Genomic DNA, 17,149 nt, shown 5'->3' on the forward strand with positions numbered 1-17,149 from the left:
TCCAGTATTTGCCCTAGCGTGATCTCCACAGACCGGTACCGACCGTACTGAGCAGGGAGAAGACATGGACTTCGTCTCCATCCGCATCATCACCGACGAGATCAACCGCCTGGTCGGCTTCTACGAGAAGATCACCGGCGTGCAGGCGGCCTGGGGCAACGAGGACTTCGCCGAGTTGCGCACCGCCCACGGCACGCTGGCGATCGGCAGCACCCGCACCGTCCCACTGTTCGCGCCAGGCTCCGCCCGCCCGGCCGACAACCACAGCGTCATCATCGAGTTCCTCGTGGAAGACGTGGACGCGCTCTACGAGAGACTGAAAAGCGTGGTGGAGGACTTCGTGAACGAGCCCACGACCATGCCCTGGGGTAACCGAGCCCTGCTCTTCCGCGACCCCGACGGCAACCTGGTCAACTTCTTCACTCCGGTGACCCCCGAGGCGATCGAGAGGTTCCGCCGTTGATCGGTCGGCGCGGCCTCGAGGCCGGCGGCTCCGACAAGGCATGGGGGACGTCGATGCCGAAGCTGGCGGCGTGAGCTGCCGATAGGGTCGGGCAGATGAGTGTCGAGACGGCTCCGCGCCGCCGCAGGTTGGAGCCGGACGCCCGGCGCGGGCAGATCCTGGCCTGCGCGGTCCGGCTGTTCGGCGAGCGGCCGTACGTGGACGTGTCGACCACCGACGTCGCCCGGGAGGCGGGTGTCGCCCGGGGCCTGGTCAACCACTACTTCGGCACCAAGAAGGACCTTTACCTGGAGGTCGTCCGGGTCATGGTGACCATCCCCGAGGTTGCCCTGGAACGACTGCCCAAGGGTGACCTGCGGACCCGTGTGGATGCCAGCGTCGCGTGGTTCCTCGACGTGGTGTCGCGGCACAGCACCTCCTGGTTGGCCGCCGTCACCGCCCGGGGGATGGGTGGTGACGCCGACGTGGAGCGGGTGCTCGCCGAGGCGGAGGAGGTCGCCGCCGACCGGATGCTCGTCGCCGTCGGGCTGGCCGAGGAGGCGGAGCACCACGAGGAGTTGCGGGGGATGGTCCGGGCGTACTGCGGGCTGGCGACGTCCACCGCCCGGGAGTGGCTCCAGCGTGGGGCGTTGACCCGGCCGCAGGTCCACCTGCTGCTCACCACCACCCTGCTGACCATCGTCGAACAGGTCGTCCCACAGGTCATCGCGGCCAGCGACCCGTCCTGACCGCAGCCGGCGAAGGCTTTTCAGCGACGCCAGAACTGGCGGGGCGCGAACCCGTCCCGTCGCAGCCAGTGCTCGGTATAGACGATCCGTTCCGCCTCGATGACCACGAGGGTGTCCTCGGGCGGCTCGGACAGCGGTCGCCCCCGCTCGGCGTGCTCGTTCTCCCAGCGGAACGCCGACCAGTAGTGCGCACGGTCCGGATCCTCCGGGCCGAGCACCCTGGCCGTTCCGAACAGTTGAGCTCCGCGGCTGCTGGCCAGCCCGACGAGCGGCGCGAAGATGCCGACGGACACGCGCGGGTCGGCAGCGATGTTGCGCATCTTCGGCGAACGCGGCGCGGCGGTGAAGAGCACCGCGAAGTCGAGCGGGTAGTACCGCACCGGCGTGGCCAGCGGCCCGTCCGGACCCGTGGTCGCGAGCACGCACATGTTCTGCGACGACAGCAGGTTGCGGATGCGCTCTTCGAGCCGTTCGCGGTCGAGCCGCTTCGTCGGCGTGGGTCCAGCCAGCCACGGATTCGTCAACGGCATGAAACCCTCGCGACCATGGCGAGCACCCTACCCACGTGGCCCCGCCGGGCGGCTACAGGATCGGCGGGGTGCGCTCGCATCGTTGGCGAGCCGCCAACAAGCTGTTACGGTCGGCCGCACCGCCGAGGGAGCCCGCCATGACCGACAGCGCAGCGACCGCCCGACGTCCCGGTCGGGTGCGGGTGGCGATCATCGGCTCCGGGTTCGGCGGGGTGGCGGTGGCCGCCGCGCTGCGCCGCGCCGGCGACGCGGATGTGGTGCTGCTGGAGCGGGCCGACCGGATCGGCGGCGTCTGGCGCGACAACACCTACCCGGGCTGCGCCTGCGACATCCCGGCGCCGCTCTACTCGTACTCCTTCGCGCTGAACCCGGACTGGTCGCGGCGCTTCCCGCCGCACTCGGAGATCCTGGATTACCTGCACCGCTGCGTGGCCGAGCTGGGGCTGACCGACAGCGTGCGGTTGCGTACCGAGGTCACCGACGCGTCGTGGGACGAGGCCGGCGCGTGCTGGCGGCTGCGTACCGCCGGTGGCGCCGAACTGACGGCGGACGTACTGGTCCCGGCGGTCGGGCAGCTCTCGCGGCCGGTGGTGCCGACGCTCCCGGGCGCGCAGCGGTTCGCCGGGCCGGCGATGCACACGGCCCGGTGGGACCCGACGGTACGACTGGACGGCGCCCGGGTGGGGGTGATCGGCACCGGCGCCAGCGCGGTGCAGTTGGTGCCGGCCATCGCGGACCGGGCGGCCCGGGTCACCGTCTTCCAGCGCACTCCGCCCTGGACGCTGCCCAAGCCGGACCGCCGGCACGGGCGGCTGGGCCGGGCGCTCTACCGGCGGGTGCCGGCGCTGATGCGGGTGCCCCGGGCGGCGTTCTGGTCGGTCACCGTGCTCACCGGGCTGGCCGTGACCGGCAACCGGGTCGCCGCGGCGGTGCTGCGGGGTGTCTCGCGGGCGCAGCGGAGGTGGCAGGTACGCGACCCGGAGCTGCGCGCCCGCGTCACGCCGGTCGAGCCGATGGGCTGCAAGCGGGTGTTGTTCACCAACGACTGGCTGCCCGCCCTCGGTCGGGATGACGTCGAGCTGGTCACCGAGGCGATCGTCGAGGTGACCGAGGACGGTATCCGCACCGCCGACGGCCGGGTCCACCCCTGCGACGTGCTGGTCTACGGCACCGGCTTCGCGGCCACCGACTTCCTGGTGCCGATCCGGGTCACCGGACGCGCCGGCCGTCAGCTCGGCGAGGAGTGGCGCGACGGCGCGTACGCGTACCTCGGGATGGCCGTGCCCGGCTTTCCCAACCTCTTCCTCATGTACGGCCCGAACACGAACACCGGCAACACGTCGGTGATCTACTTCCACGAGGCGCAGGCCCGGCACATCGCGCAGGCGGTGCGCCTGCTCGCCGCCGGTGGCGAACCTCTGGAGGTACGCCCCGAAGTGGCCGCCGACTACGACGCGGAGCTGCAACGCCGGCTCTCCGCGAGCGTGTGGACCGCCTGCCGGAGCTGGTACCGCACGGCCACTGGCCGGATCGTCACCAACTGGCCGGGGATGGCCGCCGAGTACCGCCGCCGTACCGCCCGGCTGGATCCGGCCGACTACGGCCGCGTGACGTGATCGATGCTCAGGCGGCGCGGCGGCCGGTCTGCGCGGCCGGGGCGGCGTAGCGGTCGGCGGCCTGCGCGGGGTACGCCCCGGAGTGCACCACCCGCAGTGGCCGTTCGGTCTCGTCCGCGCCGAACCTCCAGCGCGACGGCGTCGGCTGCCGCTGCGGCGCGGGTCCGCCGGGGCGCAGCCCGGGCCGGGACAGCAGGGCGGTGATCAGGTAGCCGACCACCAGGAACCCGTGGCTGACCAGGCGTTCCCCCTCCACCGAGCCGGTGGCGAGGTCGTTGACCGAGAGCAGCAGGAGCGTGCCGACGAACGCGCTGAGCATCGGCAGGAGACCCGCCGGAGGGCTGCGGCGTACCGCCACGAAGAGGAAGCCGGCCCCGACCGCCACGTTCCAGGCGGCCGACTCGTGCCACAGGTGCTGGCCGGCGGCGTGCACGTGGTCCGCGCTCGCTCCCCGGCCCACCTGGGCCAGGCCGAGCACGAGCTGGACCGCGCCGAGCAGCCCGAGCGCCGCGCGCAGCCCGACGACCAACCCGGCCCGGCCGGGCCGGCGGGGCCGCCAGCGCGACCGGCCAGCCGGCGGCGTGCCACCGGCGTCGGCAACCGCGTCGCCAGCGGCGCTGCCACCGACGGCGGCCAGGATCGCGTCGGTCCGGTCGGGCACCTCGGTGACCAATCGGGTACGAACGCGGCGCGTCACCGCGACGGCCGCCGCGAACCAGGCCCGGCACTGGGCGCACTCGTCCAGGTGCCCCTGCGCCGCCGCCCCTTCGGCGGCGGTCTCCTCCCCGTCCAACTGCGCGGACAGGACCTCCCGCCACTGCTCACACCCCATGTGTGGGTAGTCGGTCCGCAGGCCGCTCCGGTTCCCGGCGACCGTCACGCGTTGTGGAATACTCGCCGGATCATGACGCGCTACGGCCTGCTGATCCTGCCCGCCACCAACCGGGTGTACGCCCGCTCCGCCATCGACCTCACCCGGGCCGAGCTGGAGATCTTCGGCCGGTCGGCGCTCGACGGCCGGATCGGCGAGCTGGACACGGAGGTCGTCGGCGGGGCGACCTACGTCACGTTCAGCGGTGACGGGCTAACCGAACGGGACCTGGCCGTCCTGGGCAACCTCTCCGCCGGGTACGCGCTGTTCGAGATCGTCGGCGACCTGCTGCGCCCGGTCGAGTGGAGCCGGCTGGACCGCTACGACGACGATCTGCTCACCATCCAGAAGTACCCCGGCAAGACCAACGAGCAGTTCACTAAGCTGCTGCTCAACGTCACCCTGCTCGCGTCGGACTGGGCCGGCGAGCTGACCAGCCGCCGGTTCCGGGTGCTCGACCCCCTCTGCGGTCGCGGCACCACCCTCAACCAGGCGCTGATGTACGGCTTCGACGCCGCCGGGATCGAGCGCGACCAGAAGGACGTCGAGGCGTACCGCGCGTTCGTCACGACCTGGCTGAAGCAGAAGCGGGTCAAGCACCGGGTGCTGGAGTCGGGGCCGGTGCGGCGGGAGCGCAAGGTGGTCGGCCGGCGGGTGCGCATCGAGTTGGCGCCGACCCGCGAGGAGCACAAGGCCGGCCAGACGCAGCTGCTCGACGTCGTCAACGCGGACACGACCCGCGCGGCGGAGTTCTTCCGGCCGGAGACCGTCGACCTGGTGGTCGCCGACGCGCCGTACGGCGTGCAGCACGGCAGCCGTACCGCCGATCAGGGTCTGACGCGTGACCCGCTGGCGCTGCTCGCGGACGCCGCGCCGGTCTGGGCCCGGCTGCTGCGCCCCGGCGGGGCGCTGGGCATCTCGTGGAACACCCACGTCGCCAGCCGCGACGACGCGGCGGCGGCACTGGCCGACGCCGGCCTGACCGTTGTCGACGCGGAGCCCTACCGCGCGCTGCGGCACCGGGTGGACCAGTCGATCATGCGCGACGTGCTGGTGGCCCGCCGCCCGGCCTGACCGGCCGCCCATCCCCTTCGGGCCCTTTGCTCTGCTTCAACCGGCGCAACAGTGTCGGTGCCTCGCTGTCGCCTCCGTTGAAGCAGAGCAAAGGGTGGACAGCCACCCCTCGTCTCCCCGGCTGACGCGCCTCTGTGCCGCATTTCACCTGTTCATGGGCAGGTGTGAAAACCGCGTCAAGAAAAGGTTCGCCGCCGTCATGGTCGCGTTATGACCCCTGCCGTCCGGCGGGTGGTGGGGCTTTGATTGCCCGGCGCGACCGGAAGGCGGTCGCGACGAACCTTTCCGGTTAGAGGAGTCAGCGTGTCTGACGTGGTGTTCGTGGTCCTCACGGTGGCGCTGTTCGCAGTGCTCGCCCTGGTGGTCCGGGCGGTGGAGAAGCTGTGAACGCGGTCAACGCCGTCGGTCTGGTGCTCGCGATCGTCCTGGGCGCGTTCCTGGTGTTCGCCCTGCTGTTTCCGGAGCGCTTCTGATGACCATGACAACAGCGGGCGTCATCTTCGTGCTGACGCTGGTGGCGGCCCTGGTCGCCGTCTACAAGCCGTTCGGTGACTACATGTTCCGGGCGGTCTCCGGGACGAAGCAGTCGCGAATCGAGCGGGGGATCTACCGCCTGGTCGGGGTCAACCCGGCCGCCGAGCAGACCTGGGGCGTGTACGCCCGCAGCGTGCTCGCGTTCTCCGCGGTCTCGATCCTGTTCCTGTACCTGTTCCAGCGGGTGCAGAACCACCTGTGGCTGTCGCTGGGCTTCGACCCGGTGGTGCCGCACAACGCGTGGAACACGGCCGTGTCGTTCGTGACCAACACCAACTGGCAGTCGTACTCGGGTGAGTCGACGATGGGCCACCTGGTGCAGATGGCCGGTCTCGCCGTGCAGAACTTCGTCTCGGCGGCGGTCGGCATCGCGGTGGCGGTCGCGCTGGTACGCGGCTTCGCCCGCAGTCGCACCGGGCAACTCGGCAACTTCTGGGTCGACCTGACGCGGATCGTGCTGCGCATCCTGGTGCCGATCGCGGTCCTCGGGGCCATCGTGTTGATGATCGGCGGGGTGGTGCAGAACCTCTCCGGCGGCACCGACGTGAGCACGCTGACCGGCGGCACCCAGACCATCACCGGCGGCCCGGTCGCGAGCCAGGAAGTGATCAAGGAGCTGGGCACCAACGGTGGCGGCTTCTACAACGTCAACAGCGCCCACCCGTTCGAGAACCCCACGACCTGGACGAACTGGTTGCAGATCTTCCTGATCCTGCTGATCCCGTTCAGCCTGCCCCGGGTGTTCGGCCGGATGGTCGGGCAGAACCGGCAGGGTTACGCCATCGCCGCGGTGATGGGCATCCTCGCGTTCCTCAGCGTCGCCATCACCAACATCTTCGAGCTGGCCGGCCACGGCACGGTCCCGCAGGCGGTCGGTGCGGCGATGGAGGGCAAGGAGGTGCGGTTCGACGTGTCGAACTCGGCCACCTTCGCCGCCGCCACCACGCTCACCTCGACCGGCGCGGTCAACTCGTTCCACGACTCGTTCACCTCGCTCGGCGGCATGATGACGATGGTCAACATGATGCTCGGCGAGGTCGCGCCCGGCGGCACCGGTTCGGGCCTCTACGGCCTGCTCATCCTCGCGGTGATCACCGTGTTCATCGCCGGCCTGATGGTCGGCCGCACCCCGGAGTACCTGGGCAAGAAGATCGGGTCGCGGGAGATCAAGTTCGCCTCGCTGTACTTCCTGATCACGCCGATCCTGGTGCTGGTCGGCACGGCGGCGGCGTTCGCCACCGGCAACAACTCGACGGCGCTCAACGTCGGCCCGCACGGCCTCTCCGAGGTGCTGTACGCGTTCACCTCGGCCAGCAACAACAACGGCTCCGCCTTCGCCGGCATCACGGTGAACACCACCTGGTGGGACACCGCGTTGGGGCTGTGCATGCTGCTGGGCCGGTTCCTGCCGCTCATCTTCGTGCTCGCGCTGGCCGGCTCGCTGGCCCGCCAGGCACCCACCCCCGCGTCCGAGGGCACCCTGCCGACCCATCGACCGCTGTTCATCGGCATGGTCGTCGGCGTCACGGTGGTCCTCGTCGCGCTGATCTTCCTGCCCGCGCTCGCGCTCGGCCCGCTGGCAGAAGGGCTCTGACCATCATGAGGAACGAGGACATGTCCGTCACGTCCGCCCCGACAGAGCAACTGCCAGGCACCCCGGCAACGCAGGGCAACCGGGTCGGCGGGGGCCTGCTCGACCCCCAGCAACTCATCCGGTCCCTGCCGGACGCCGTACGCAAGCTCAACCCGACCACCCTGTGGCGCAACCCGGTGATGCTGATCGTGGAGATCGGCGCCGCCTTCACCACCGTCCTGGCGGTGACCGACCCGTCGGTGTTCGCCTGGGCGATCACCATCTGGCTCTGGCTGACCGTGCTCTTCGCCAACCTGGCCGAAGCGGTCGCCGAAGGCCGGGGCAAGGCCCAGGCCGCAGCCCTGCGACAGGCCAAGCGGGACACCATCGCCACCCGGCTGGTGGACTGGAAGCCGGGCGCGCGGGCCAACACCTACCGCGACGAGGCGGTGCCCGCGCCGCAGCTGCGCCAGGGCGACATCGTGCTGGTCGAGGCGGGCGGCATCATTCCCGGCGACGGCGACATCGTGGAGGGCATCGCGAGCGTCGACGAGTCGGCCATCACCGGCGAGTCGGCCCCGGTCATCCGGGAGTCCGGCGGGGACCGCAGCGCGGTCACCGGCGGCACCAAGGTGCTCTCCGACCGGATCATCGTGAAGATCACCCAGAAGCCGGGGGAGAGCTTCATCGACCGGATGATCGCCCTGGTCGAGGGTGCCAACCGGCAGAAGACGCCGAACGAGATCGCGCTGAACATCCTGCTCGCCGCTCTCACGATCATCTTCCTGCTGGCCGTGGTGACCCTTCAGCCGCTGGCGATCTTCTCGAAGGCGTACCAGGCGGCCGCGCCGGACAGCGGGGCGATCACCGGCTCCGGTGTCACCGGTGTCGTGCTGGTCTCGCTGCTGGTCTGCCTGATCCCCACCACCATCGGCGCGCTGCTGTCGGCCATCGGCATCGCCGGCATGGACCGGTTGGTGCAGCGCAACGTGCTGGCCATGAGCGGCCGGGCCGTCGAGGCGGCCGGCGACGTCAACACGCTGCTGCTGGACAAGACCGGCACCATCACGCTGGGCAACCGGCAGGCCGCCGAGTTCGTACCGGTCGAGGGGGTCGACGCGGCGTCCCTGGCCGACGCCGCGCAGCTGTCCAGCCTGGCCGACGAGACCCCGGAGGGGCGCTCGGTCGTCGTCCTGGCGAAGAACGAGTTCGGGCTGCGCGAGCGCGAGCCCGGCGTGATGCCGCACGCCACGTTCGTGCCGTTCACCGCGCAGACCCGGATGAGCGGCGTCGACCTGACCCCGGACGCCAGCGTCGACGGCGGCGCGTCGGGCACGGCCCGCCGGGTCCGCAAGGGCGCTGCCGCCGCGGTCATGAAGTGGGTACGGGAGAACGGCGGCCACCCGACCGAGCAGGTCGGCGAGATCGTGGACGGGATCAGCAGCACCGGCGGTACGCCGCTGGTCGTCGCCGAGCACGTCGACGGTGAGCCGGCCCGCGCCCTGGGCGTCATCCACCTCAAGGACGTCGTCAAGTCCGGCATGCGGGAGCGGTTCGACGAGATGCGCCGGATGGGCATCCGTACCGTGATGATCACCGGCGACAACCCGCGTACCGCGAAGGCCATCGCCGACGAGGCCGGGGTGGACGACTTCCTGGCCGAGGCGACGCCGGAGGACAAGCTCGCGTTGATCAAGCGGGAGCAGGAGGGTGGCCGGCTGGTCGCGATGACCGGTGACGGCACCAACGACGCGCCGGCGCTCGCGCAGGCCGACGTCGGGGTGGCCATGAACACCGGCACGTCGGCCGCCAAGGAGGCCGGCAACATGGTCGACCTCGACTCCGACCCGACCAAGCTGATCGAGATCGTGGAGATCGGCAAGCAGTTGCTGATCACCCGTGGGGCGCTGACCACGTTCAGCATCTCCAACGACATCGCGAAGTACTTCGCGATCATCCCGGCCATGTTCGCCGGCCTCTACCCGAGCCTGGACGCCCTGAACATCATGCGGCTGGCCAGCCCGGAGTCGGCGATCCTGTCCGCGGTCATCTTCAACGCCCTGGTGATCATCGCGCTGATCCCGCTCGCCCTGCGCGGCGTGCGGTACCGGCCGGCCGCCGCGTCGAAGCTGCTCAGCCGCAACCTGCTGGTGTACGGGCTGGGCGGCATCATCGTGCCGTTCATCGGGATCAAGCTCATCGACCTGCTCATCCAGTTCATCCCGGGGATTTCGTGATGCGCCTACCCACCTGGCTCGCCCAACACCTCGCCGCCCTGCGTGCCCTGCTCGTCTTCACGGTGCTGCTCGGGCTGGTCTACCCGCTGGCCCTGGTCGCGCTCGGTCAGCTGCCTGGCCTCAACCACAAGGCCGACGGCTCGCTGATCACCGTGGGCGGCAACACCGTCGGCAGCTCGCTGATCGGCCAGTCCTTCACCGACGCGGACGGCAACCCCGTCCCGCGCTACTTCCAGTCCCGCCCGTCGGCCGCCGGTGACGGCTACGACCCGACCTCCACCTCGGCCAGCAACCTCGGGCCGGAGAGCGTGGTCGACACCGTGGCCACCGACCCGGAGGAGTCCAGCGAGAGCCTGCTCACCCAGGTCTGCGGGCGCAGCAAGGCCGTCGGCGAGCTGAACGGCGTCGACGGCGGCCGTCCCTACTGCACGGACGACGGGGTGGGCGCCGTGCTCGCGGTCTTCCACGCCGACGGTCTGACCGGCCCGGTCACCCGGGTGGTCAGCGTCAACCAGGTCGCCCCGGCCACCCCGTTCGTCACCTCGTACCAGGGGGTGACAGTGGAGCTGGCCCAGCCCGGCGAGGACTACGTCGCGGCCGGTGGGGTGATCACCCCGATCCGGGGCGACGCGCCGGCCGACCCGGCGGTGCCCGCCGACGCGGTCACCGCCAGCGGCAGCGGCCTCGATCCGCAGATCAGCCCCGCGTACGCCGAACTGCAGGTGAACCGGGTCGCGCGGGAGCGCGGCGCGGACCCGGCGGCGGTCCGCAAGCTGGTCGAGGAGCACACCGACGGGCGTGGGCTCGGGTTCATGGGTGAGCCCGGAGTCAACGTGCTGGAGCTCAACATCGCCCTCGACCGGCAGTTCGCCGCGCGCTGAGCACCCCCGCCGGCGGGGCCGTGCCGATCGGGCACGGCTCCGCCCGCGACTTTGACCAGGGAGGATGGTTCTCGTGCCACGCGGAGAACTACGCATCTATCTGGGGGCCGCTCCCGGCGTCGGCAAGACGTACGCCATGTTGGAGGAGGCCCAGCGGCGGGCCGCGCGGGGCTCCGACGTGGTGATCGGTTTCGTGGAGACCCACGGCCGCCCGCACACCGCCGCGATGCTCGGCGACCTGGAGCAGGTGCCCCGCGGCGCGATGACCTACCGGGGCGCCGAGTTCACCGAGATGGACGTGGACGCCGTGCTGGCCCGCCGGCCGGAGATCGCGGTGGTCGACGAGCTGGCGCACACCAACGTGCCCGGTTCCCGGCACGGCAAGCGCTGGCAGGACGTCCAGGAGCTGCTCGACGCGGGGATCGACGTGCTGTCCACGGTGAACGTGCAGCACCTGGAATCGGTGAACGACGTCGTCGCGCAGATCACCGGCACCACCCAGCGGGAGACCGTGCCCGACGAGATCGTCCGCGCCGCCGAGCAGGTCGAACTGGTCGACATGACCCCGGAGGCGCTGCGCCGCCGGATGGCGCACGGCAACATCTACCGCCCCGACAAGATCGACGCGGCGCTCGGCAACTACTTCCGGGTCGGCAACCTCACCGCGCTGCGCGAGCTGGCGCTGCTCTGGCTGGCCGACAAGGTCGACGAGCAGCTCGACCGCTACCGCAGCCAGCAGGGCATCGCCGCCACCTGGGAGGCCCGCGAACGCGTCGTGGTGGCGCTGACCGGCGGCCCGGAGGGCGAGACGCTGATCCGCCGGGCGGCCCGGGTCGCGGCTCGCAGCAAGGGCGCCGACCTGCTCGCCGTGCACGTGGCCCGCAGCGACGGTCTGGCCGGCGCCGATCCGGCCCAGCTGGCCCGCCAGCGGGTGCTCGTCGAGAGCCTCGGCGGCACGTACCACCAGGTGCTCGGCACCGACGTGCCGGCCGCGCTGCTCGACTTCGCCCAGGGCGTGAACGCCACCCAGCTGGTCCTCGGGGCCAGCCGGCGGGGCCGCCTCGCGCAGATCTTCGCCCGGGGCGTCGGGCTGACCACCACCGCGCTCTCCGGCTCGATCGACGTGCACCTGGTCACCCACAAGCAGGCCGGCAAGGGCCGTCGGGCGGCGGCCGTGCCTGCGGCGCTGTCCCGCCGCCGCCGGCTGCTCGGCTTCGGCCTGGCCGTGCTCGGCATGCCGCTGCTCACCCTGCTGCTTGAGGCCCTGCCCGACCTGACGCTGACCAACGACATTCCGCTGTTCCTCGCCGGGGTCGTCGGGGTCGCGCTGGTCGGCGGGGTGTGGCCGGCGCTGATCGCCGCGCTCGGTGGGTCGCTGCTGCTCAACTGGTTCTTCACCCCGCCGTACCGCACGCTGACCATCGCCGAGGCCGACAACCTGCTCGCCCTGGCCGTCTTCGTCGGTGTGGCGCTTGCCGTGAGCTGGATCGTCGACGTGGCCGCCCGGCGTACGCGGGAGGCCGCGCGGGCTGCCGCCGACGCGCAGACCCTCGCCGCCGTCGCCGGTGGCGTGCTGCGCGGCGAGCGCCCCCTGCCCGCCCTGCTGGACCAGCTCCGGGAGACCTTCGGGCTGCGCGCGGTGAGCGTGCTGGAGCTGGCCGAGGAGGCGAGCGGCCGCCCCGACCGGTCCCGCGAGGAGCTCGCCTGGTGCGTCGTCGCCAGCGTCGGCGACCAGCCCGCCTGCACGCCCGACGCCGGCGAGACGGCAGTACCCGTCGACGACCGGATCACCGTCGTGCTCAGCGGCCGGCGCCTGGAGGCCGCCGACCGGCGGATCGTCGAGGCGTTCGCCGCCCAGGCCGCCGTCGCGCTGCGCCAGGAACGGCTCGCAGAGGAGGCCGCCACCGCCCGGCCGCTCGCCGCCGCCGACCGGATGCGCACCGCGCTGCTCGCCGCGGTCAGCCACGACCTGCGTACGCCGCTGGCCTCGGCGAAGGCGGCCGTGACCAGCCTGCGCAGCCACGACATCGAGTTCGACGAGGCCGACCGCGAGGAGCTGCTGGAGACTGCGGAGGAGTCGCTGGACCGGCTCGCCCGGCTGGTCGGCAACCTGCTGGACATGAGCCGCCTCCAGGCCGGCGTGCTGGGCATCTCCGCCACCGCGATCGGCCTGGAGGACGCCGTACCCCTCGCGTTGGACGAACTTGGCCCGGCGGCCGCGACTGTCGCCACGGACATCCCGGCCGACCTGCCCGCGGCCACCGCCGACCCGGGCCTGCTGGAACGGGTGCTCGTCAACGTCATCGCCAACGCGCTGCGCTACAGCCCGCCCGACCAGCCGCCCACCGTCACCGCGAGCGCGCACGCCGGCCAGGTGGAGCTGCGGGTCATCGACCGGGGGCCGGGCATCCCGGAGGACCAGTGGGAGCACGTCTTCCTGCCGTTCCAACGCCTCGGCGACCGGGACAACCAGACCGGCGTCGGCCTCGGGCTCGCCCTGTCCCGGGGCCTGGCCGAGGCGATGGGTGGCAGCATCACCCCCGAGACCACGCCCGGCGGTGGGCTCACCATGGTGCTGCGGCTGCCCGCCGCCGCGCAAAGCAGCTCGGAGGAGCCGCCGGAATGACGCGCATCCTGGTCGTCGACGACGAACCGCAGATCCTGCGGGCCCTGCGGATCAACCTGCGTGCCCGCCGGTACGACGTGGACGTCGCCGCGACCGGGGCCGCCGCGTTGAAGGCCGCCGCCAGCCACCCACCCGACCTCGTGGTCCTCGACCTCGGCCTGCCCGACATCGACGGCGTCGAGGTGATCCGCGGCCTGCGCGGCTGGACCGCCGTGCCGATCATCGTGCTCTCCGGCCGGGCCGGCAGCGAGGACAAGGTCGCCGCGCTCGACGCGGGCGCGGACGACTACGTCACCAAGCCCTTCGGGGTGGAGGAGCTGCTGGCCCGCATCCGCGCGGTGACCCGGCGGCTCGGCGCGCCCAGCGAGGCCGTGCCGGCGCTGCGGATCGGCCGGCACACCGTCGACCTGGCCGACCACCGCGTGTGGCGCGACGACGACACCGAGGTCAAGCTGACCCCGACGCAGTGGAGCGTGCTGGAGAAGCTGCTGCGCCACCCCGGCAAACTGGTCAGCCAGCGCCAGCTCCTCCAGGACGTGTGGGGGCCGGAATACCAGAACGAGACCAACTACCTGCGGCAGTACCTGGCCCAGCTGCGACGCAAGCTGGAGGACGACCCCGCTCGGCCCCGCCACCTCATCACCGAGCCGGGGATGGGCTACCGCTACCGGCCGTGACCACCAGCGCTGTCGCGCCCTGTTCTGCCAAGGCTTTGCTTACCTAGGTGCGGCATTACTCGGAGACATCAGCACTGGCGAAGCTACGGAACTCAAGGGGCCGCGCCACCCCTCGATGCGCCTGAGCTGTCTGTACCGCGCTAGCGATGATTTTATGATCTCGGACACCACTGCAACGGTCTCGGAAGCCCGCCCCTTGTGTCCGCAATGCCTGGCCTGTATCCTTGCGATTTTCGCAAGATCTCATTAGGCTGTTGGCATGCCAGCCAGCCGTGAGACCCTTGCCACCCGCATTCGAGCTGGGATGCAGCGGGCCGGACTCAGTCAGCAGAAGCTTGCTGAGTCCGTCGGCCTAGATCCCTCGGCGTTATCACGCGCCCTCACATGTCAGCGCAACTTCAAGTCTTTGGAAGTGGCGCTAATAGCCGAAAAGCTGGGCGTTACCGTCCAGTCGCTGCTCGCGGAGGAAGAGGAGCAACGAGCTCCCGAGCTGCTGGCCGCGAGGGCGCAACCGGCAACGAGTCCGGCTCTCCAGTCGGCCCTCGAGCGCACGGACGAAATTCTTGAATTGGACCGCCTGTTATCGGATGTCGGCTTCCCGTCCGCTGTTGCGCTGCCCTCATTCGGCGACTTAGCTGGAAGTCCTCACCAGCAGGGCGAGGAACTTGCGATTAGAGTCCGCCGCGAAATGGGGTGCGACGACGACCATCTTCCGTATGACCTTGCAAAATTCGCTGATCTGCTTGAGCGAACGCTTGGAATTGATGTAGCCTTCGAGCCCTTGCCTGCTGGTCTTGACGGTCTAAGCGTCTCCACTGATGGGTTTTGCCTGGCTCTCGTGAGCAGTGGCATCTCTGGCACTCGCCAGCGATTTACATTGGCGCATGAGGTGGGTCACTTGATCGCTGGCGATTCGCAGGATCTGCGAATCGATGAAAGCGTGCTCGGAAGAAGGCTTCCTGATGAGGAGCGTGCCAATTCTTTCGCTGCTTCGTTCTTAATGCCTGCTCGGGCTCTTCGGGCGGAGGTTCCGCGGGCTCTAATAGATGAAGGTGCCGTGGCGGAGCTGCTCGGCACTTACGGGGTTAGCTTAGACGCCCTGGCATTTCGCCTGCACAACATCGGCATCGTTAACGCCGAGGGTCGTGACAGGATGAGGCGTATGTCTTCCGGGCGCATTGCCCTACGAAGTGGCCGAACTAGCGATCTTCAGGCGCGAGGGGACCGGAGGGCACCGGGAAATCTATTGTATCGGGCGATTCAAGGGTACGTGCAGGGCAAGATTAGTGTCCGGCCGCTAGCTAGTCTCCTCCGCGTCTCTCCCCATCAGTTGCTAGAAGAGCTCATGCCCCCTAGCAATGTCAGGCGGGCGGAGAGTTTAGATTCGATGGAGCCGGCCCTGTGAGCGTTTAGCTTGGCCGAGCCTGGTTCGATGCATGTTCATTATCAAACTTCGCTGCCGTTGACCGCCTCGACCTACTCGAGGAAAGGTACGGCTATCGGGCCAGTTGGACCGAAACCGTTAAATTCGAGATTCAGCGCGGCGTGTCGGGAAGCCCCTATCTGCAGCGCGTCCTAGATGCGAGCTGGCTCGGTGAACCTGTAGAAATTGGCGGGTCGGTCAGTTCCTTAAGGGAGATTGACAACATAAGGAGAGGTTTGGGTGGGCAGCCCGGCGAACCGATGCAACATCTCGGCGAAGCCGAGCTGATATACCAATTAGGCTATGCCGACGTTTCGGGGATTCTGATAACTGACGACCAGTTTGCATTCGACTTCGCAATCCGTCGCGGCATAACGGCAATCGACACCCGAAGGGTCTTGGAGGAGTGTCACTCGCAGGGTGAGATCGGGTGTCCGGCGGCATTTGAGTTGATTAAGCAAATGCGTTCGGCAGGGCGAGGCGTTCGAGTCCCTGAGAGCCACATGTCGGTGTGCCCAAGCTGATCGGTCCGGATCGGCCGGGGATACAGATTCGACACCGCGCGGGCCGGCACGGTCGGCGCGGCCCGGTCGCCGCTGCTCGGGTCGTGCGGCGGCGCCACCAGCAGCGGGTCGACCTGGATCCGGTCGATGCCGAGCGGGCGCAGCATGCCGCGCAGTGCGGGTTCGCACAGCTCTTCCCATGGCTGATCCGCACCCATCGCGGCGACCAGCAGCTCCGGCCGGGTGAAGGCGATGCCCACCCGTTGCCCCTGCGGCGAACGGCCGGTCCGCACCGTCCGCACCAGCCGTCCCGGCAGGTCGTGCACCGGAACGGCGAAGATTATCGGGGCCTCGTCCATGGTCGGGTCGGTCCTTTCACATGTGTCGCGGAAGCGGCGGTCACCGGCGGTGCCGCCACGGCATCGGTCATCGACTGAATCGTTCGAGGTCGCGGGCGAAGCGGCGGATCGTCGCGGCCCGCGCCCAGCTCGGGGCGGGCACCGCGACGACCGGCACGGCCGCACGCGTCACGCAGTACCGGGTGACGTGGCCACGGGACCGGCCGAACCGGGCTGCCGCCGACCAGCAGATCGGACTCCCGGTGCGCGTGGTCGACAAGCACCTGCCCGGCGTACCCCTGGGTCGCCACCAGTCGCACGGTCACATCCCGGGGCATGCCACCGAGTGCCGCGTCGAAGACGCCGCGCAGGTAGACCAGCGCCGCCCGGTCGCACTCGTCCTGCCAGCGCCAGGTCAGGGTGCCGGGCCGCCACGTCGGCGCGAAGACCCACGCGCGGACGGCGTCCAGCTGCGCGCCGTCGCGGCGGGCCAGCTGCGTCGCCCGGCGCAGCGCCTGCATCCCGGCGAACGAGCGGTCGACTCCCACCACGATCCGGTGGGCACCGGTGGGGCGGCTCATGCGGCGGACACCACCCAGGCCGGGGAGTCCGTCGCGGTACGCGGGTCGGCCGGCGTGGTCAGGTCGAGCGCGCGGAGGATGTAGTTGGCTTCGGCCACCTCCACTCCGGCACGCAGGCGCAGATCGGCCACGGCGCGGTGCAGCACGGTGATGCTGTCGGCGGAGAGGCGGACCACGGCGTCGACGTCGGCGGCGATCCACCACGCCGCGACGGCGCACGGCTCGTGCCGCAGGTACTCCACCAGGTGACTGCCGGGCGCCGACGGGCCGAGCCGGACGCTGACCAGCGCCTCGTGCCGCCGCTCCGGCTCGTCCCTTCTGTTCGCGGGCTCGCCGGATTCGCTGGCTGTGTCGGTGCCGGGTGGCAGGTCGCCGCGCTTCCAGCGTGTCATCCGCCAAGGACTCATGGACCCATCGTCACCACCACGGGACGGCGGGGCCCCCGTCGATACGCCGTTTCGACGGGCCACAGCCATTTCTTGACGCCACGTTCA

16 protein-coding genes are annotated in these 17,149 nt (G+C 70.4%); 11 read left to right on the plus strand and 5 right to left on the minus strand.

Annotated features, from left to right (window positions below; translation table 11 throughout):
- The first annotated feature begins 64 nt into the window (after window positions 1–64).
- Both ABZT87_RS08640 and ABZT87_RS08645 read left to right on the plus strand, forming a co-directional pair.
- Window positions 65–463, plus strand: coding sequence for a VOC family protein (locus tag ABZT87_RS08640; protein ID WP_355066640.1), 399 nt, complete (start codon window positions 65–67; stop codon window positions 461–463).
- Window positions 464–558: 95 nt separating this feature from the next.
- A complete protein-coding gene (locus tag ABZT87_RS08645; RefSeq protein ID WP_355134500.1) occupies window positions 559–1,191 on the plus strand; it encodes a TetR/AcrR family transcriptional regulator in 633 nt (210 codons plus the stop codon).
- A gap of 20 nt (window positions 1,192–1,211) precedes the next feature.
- Here the strand turns inward: ABZT87_RS08645 and ABZT87_RS08650 are convergent, their stop codons facing one another.
- Complete coding sequence (locus tag ABZT87_RS08650; protein ID WP_355134502.1) at window positions 1,212–1,721, minus strand: pyridoxamine 5'-phosphate oxidase family protein; 510 nt, start codon at window positions 1,719–1,721, stop codon at window positions 1,212–1,214.
- Between the two features lie 137 nt (window positions 1,722–1,858).
- Between ABZT87_RS08650 and ABZT87_RS08655 the strand changes: the two genes are divergently transcribed.
- Window positions 1,859–3,337: an NAD(P)/FAD-dependent oxidoreductase gene (locus ABZT87_RS08655; RefSeq protein WP_355134504.1), complete on the plus strand. Its 1,479-nt coding sequence runs from the start codon at window positions 1,859–1,861 to the stop codon at window positions 3,335–3,337.
- A gap of 7 nt (window positions 3,338–3,344) precedes the next feature.
- Here the strand turns inward: ABZT87_RS08655 and ABZT87_RS08660 are convergent, their stop codons facing one another.
- Window positions 3,345–4,169, minus strand: a complete 825-nt coding sequence (locus ABZT87_RS08660) for a zf-HC2 domain-containing protein (RefSeq protein WP_355134626.1) — start codon at window positions 4,167–4,169, stop codon at window positions 3,345–3,347.
- Between the two features lie 72 nt (window positions 4,170–4,241).
- Here ABZT87_RS08660 and ABZT87_RS08665 point away from each other — a divergent pair, with 72 nt between their 5' ends.
- The 8 genes from ABZT87_RS08665 to ABZT87_RS08700 all read left to right on the plus strand — a co-directional run bounded on the left by ABZT87_RS08665 (window position 4,242) and on the right by ABZT87_RS08700 (window position 15,215).
- The gene (locus ABZT87_RS08665; protein WP_355134506.1) at window positions 4,242–5,282 is read left to right on the plus strand and encodes an SAM-dependent methyltransferase; all 1,041 of its coding nucleotides are present in this window, start codon (window positions 4,242–4,244) and stop codon (window positions 5,280–5,282) included.
- A 383-nt stretch (window positions 5,283–5,665) separates the two neighbouring features.
- Entirely contained in the window at window positions 5,666–5,755 is a 90-nt protein-coding gene (gene kdpF, locus ABZT87_RS08670; protein WP_036390805.1) for a K(+)-transporting ATPase subunit F, read from the plus strand.
- A complete protein-coding gene (gene kdpA / locus ABZT87_RS08675) occupies window positions 5,755–7,410 on the plus strand; it encodes a potassium-transporting ATPase subunit KdpA (protein WP_355134508.1) in 1,656 nt (551 codons plus the stop codon). The genes kdpF and kdpA overlap by 1 nt, the downstream gene beginning before the upstream one ends.
- 20 nt (window positions 7,411–7,430) lie before the next feature.
- Window positions 7,431–9,626, plus strand: a complete 2,196-nt coding sequence (kdpB, locus tag ABZT87_RS08680) for a potassium-transporting ATPase subunit KdpB (protein WP_355134510.1) — start codon at window positions 7,431–7,433, stop codon at window positions 9,624–9,626.
- Window positions 9,626–10,507: a potassium-transporting ATPase subunit C gene (locus ABZT87_RS08685; RefSeq protein WP_355134512.1), complete on the plus strand. Its 882-nt coding sequence runs from the start codon at window positions 9,626–9,628 to the stop codon at window positions 10,505–10,507. The genes kdpB and ABZT87_RS08685 overlap by 1 nt, the downstream gene beginning before the upstream one ends.
- A 73-nt stretch (window positions 10,508–10,580) precedes the next feature.
- Window positions 10,581–13,133 carry a DUF4118 domain-containing protein gene (locus tag ABZT87_RS08690; protein ID WP_355134514.1) on the plus strand — a complete coding sequence of 851 codons (2,553 nt, stop codon included), beginning with the start codon at window positions 10,581–10,583 and terminating at the stop codon, window positions 13,131–13,133.
- Entirely contained in the window at window positions 13,130–13,810 is a 681-nt protein-coding gene (locus tag ABZT87_RS08695) for a response regulator (protein WP_354855575.1), read from the plus strand. The genes ABZT87_RS08690 and ABZT87_RS08695 overlap by 4 nt, the downstream gene beginning before the upstream one ends.
- A gap of 259 nt (window positions 13,811–14,069) precedes the next feature.
- Complete coding sequence (locus ABZT87_RS08700) at window positions 14,070–15,215, plus strand: XRE family transcriptional regulator (RefSeq protein WP_355134516.1); 1,146 nt, start codon at window positions 14,070–14,072, stop codon at window positions 15,213–15,215.
- Between the two features lie 427 nt (window positions 15,216–15,642).
- Here the strand turns inward: ABZT87_RS08700 and ABZT87_RS08705 are convergent, their stop codons facing one another.
- Genes ABZT87_RS08705 through ABZT87_RS08715 form a run of 3 tightly spaced genes read right to left on the minus strand, consistent with a single transcriptional unit; the run spans window position 15,643 to window position 17,062 of the window.
- Window positions 15,643–16,095 (minus strand): SAV_915 family protein, encoded by a 453-nt coding sequence (locus tag ABZT87_RS08705; protein ID WP_355134518.1) that lies wholly within the window; start codon window positions 16,093–16,095, stop codon window positions 15,643–15,645.
- Window positions 16,077–16,655: a universal stress protein gene (locus ABZT87_RS08710; protein WP_355134520.1), complete on the minus strand. Its 579-nt coding sequence runs from the start codon at window positions 16,653–16,655 to the stop codon at window positions 16,077–16,079. Before ABZT87_RS08710 ends, ABZT87_RS08705 begins: the two co-directional genes overlap by 19 nt.
- Window positions 16,652–17,062: a hypothetical protein gene (locus tag ABZT87_RS08715; protein WP_355134522.1), complete on the minus strand. Its 411-nt coding sequence runs from the start codon at window positions 17,060–17,062 to the stop codon at window positions 16,652–16,654. Before ABZT87_RS08715 ends, ABZT87_RS08710 begins: the two co-directional genes overlap by 4 nt.
- Between the last annotated feature and the right edge of the window lie 87 nt (window positions 17,063–17,149).

This window comes from Micromonospora sp. NPDC005237 (assembly GCF_040607775.1).
In the GTDB taxonomy this organism is placed as follows: domain Bacteria; phylum Actinomycetota; class Actinomycetes; order Mycobacteriales; family Micromonosporaceae; genus Micromonospora.

Bases quoted from the DNA above. Each gene is read 5' to 3' on its own strand.
- ABZT87_RS08640 (WP_355066640.1), top strand. From the start codon at position 65: ATGGACTTCGTCTCCATCCGCATCATCACCGACGAGATCAACCGCCTG.
- ABZT87_RS08645 (WP_355134500.1), top strand. From the start codon at position 559: ATGAGTGTCGAGACGGCTCCGCGCCGCCGCAGGTTGGAGCCGGACGCC.
- ABZT87_RS08650 (WP_355134502.1), bottom strand. From the start codon at position 1,721: ATGCCGTTGACGAATCCGTGGCTGGCTGGACCCACGCCGACGAAGCGG.
- ABZT87_RS08655 (WP_355134504.1), top strand. From the start codon at position 1,859: ATGACCGACAGCGCAGCGACCGCCCGACGTCCCGGTCGGGTGCGGGTG.
- ABZT87_RS08660 (WP_355134626.1), bottom strand. From the start codon at position 4,169: ATGGGGTGTGAGCAGTGGCGGGAGGTCCTGTCCGCGCAGTTGGACGGG.
- ABZT87_RS08665 (WP_355134506.1), top strand. From the start codon at position 4,242: ATGACGCGCTACGGCCTGCTGATCCTGCCCGCCACCAACCGGGTGTAC.
- kdpA (WP_355134508.1), top strand. From the start codon at position 5,755: ATGACCATGACAACAGCGGGCGTCATCTTCGTGCTGACGCTGGTGGCG.
- kdpB (WP_355134510.1), top strand. From the start codon at position 7,431: ATGTCCGTCACGTCCGCCCCGACAGAGCAACTGCCAGGCACCCCGGCA.
- ABZT87_RS08685 (WP_355134512.1), top strand. From the start codon at position 9,626: ATGCGCCTACCCACCTGGCTCGCCCAACACCTCGCCGCCCTGCGTGCC.
- ABZT87_RS08695 (WP_354855575.1), top strand. From the start codon at position 13,130: ATGACGCGCATCCTGGTCGTCGACGACGAACCGCAGATCCTGCGGGCC.
- ABZT87_RS08700 (WP_355134516.1), top strand. From the start codon at position 14,070: ATGCCAGCCAGCCGTGAGACCCTTGCCACCCGCATTCGAGCTGGGATG.
- ABZT87_RS08705 (WP_355134518.1), bottom strand. From the start codon at position 16,095: ATGGACGAGGCCCCGATAATCTTCGCCGTTCCGGTGCACGACCTGCCG.
- ABZT87_RS08710 (WP_355134520.1), bottom strand. From the start codon at position 16,655: ATGAGCCGCCCCACCGGTGCCCACCGGATCGTGGTGGGAGTCGACCGC.
- ABZT87_RS08715 (WP_355134522.1), bottom strand. From the start codon at position 17,062: ATGAGTCCTTGGCGGATGACACGCTGGAAGCGCGGCGACCTGCCACCC.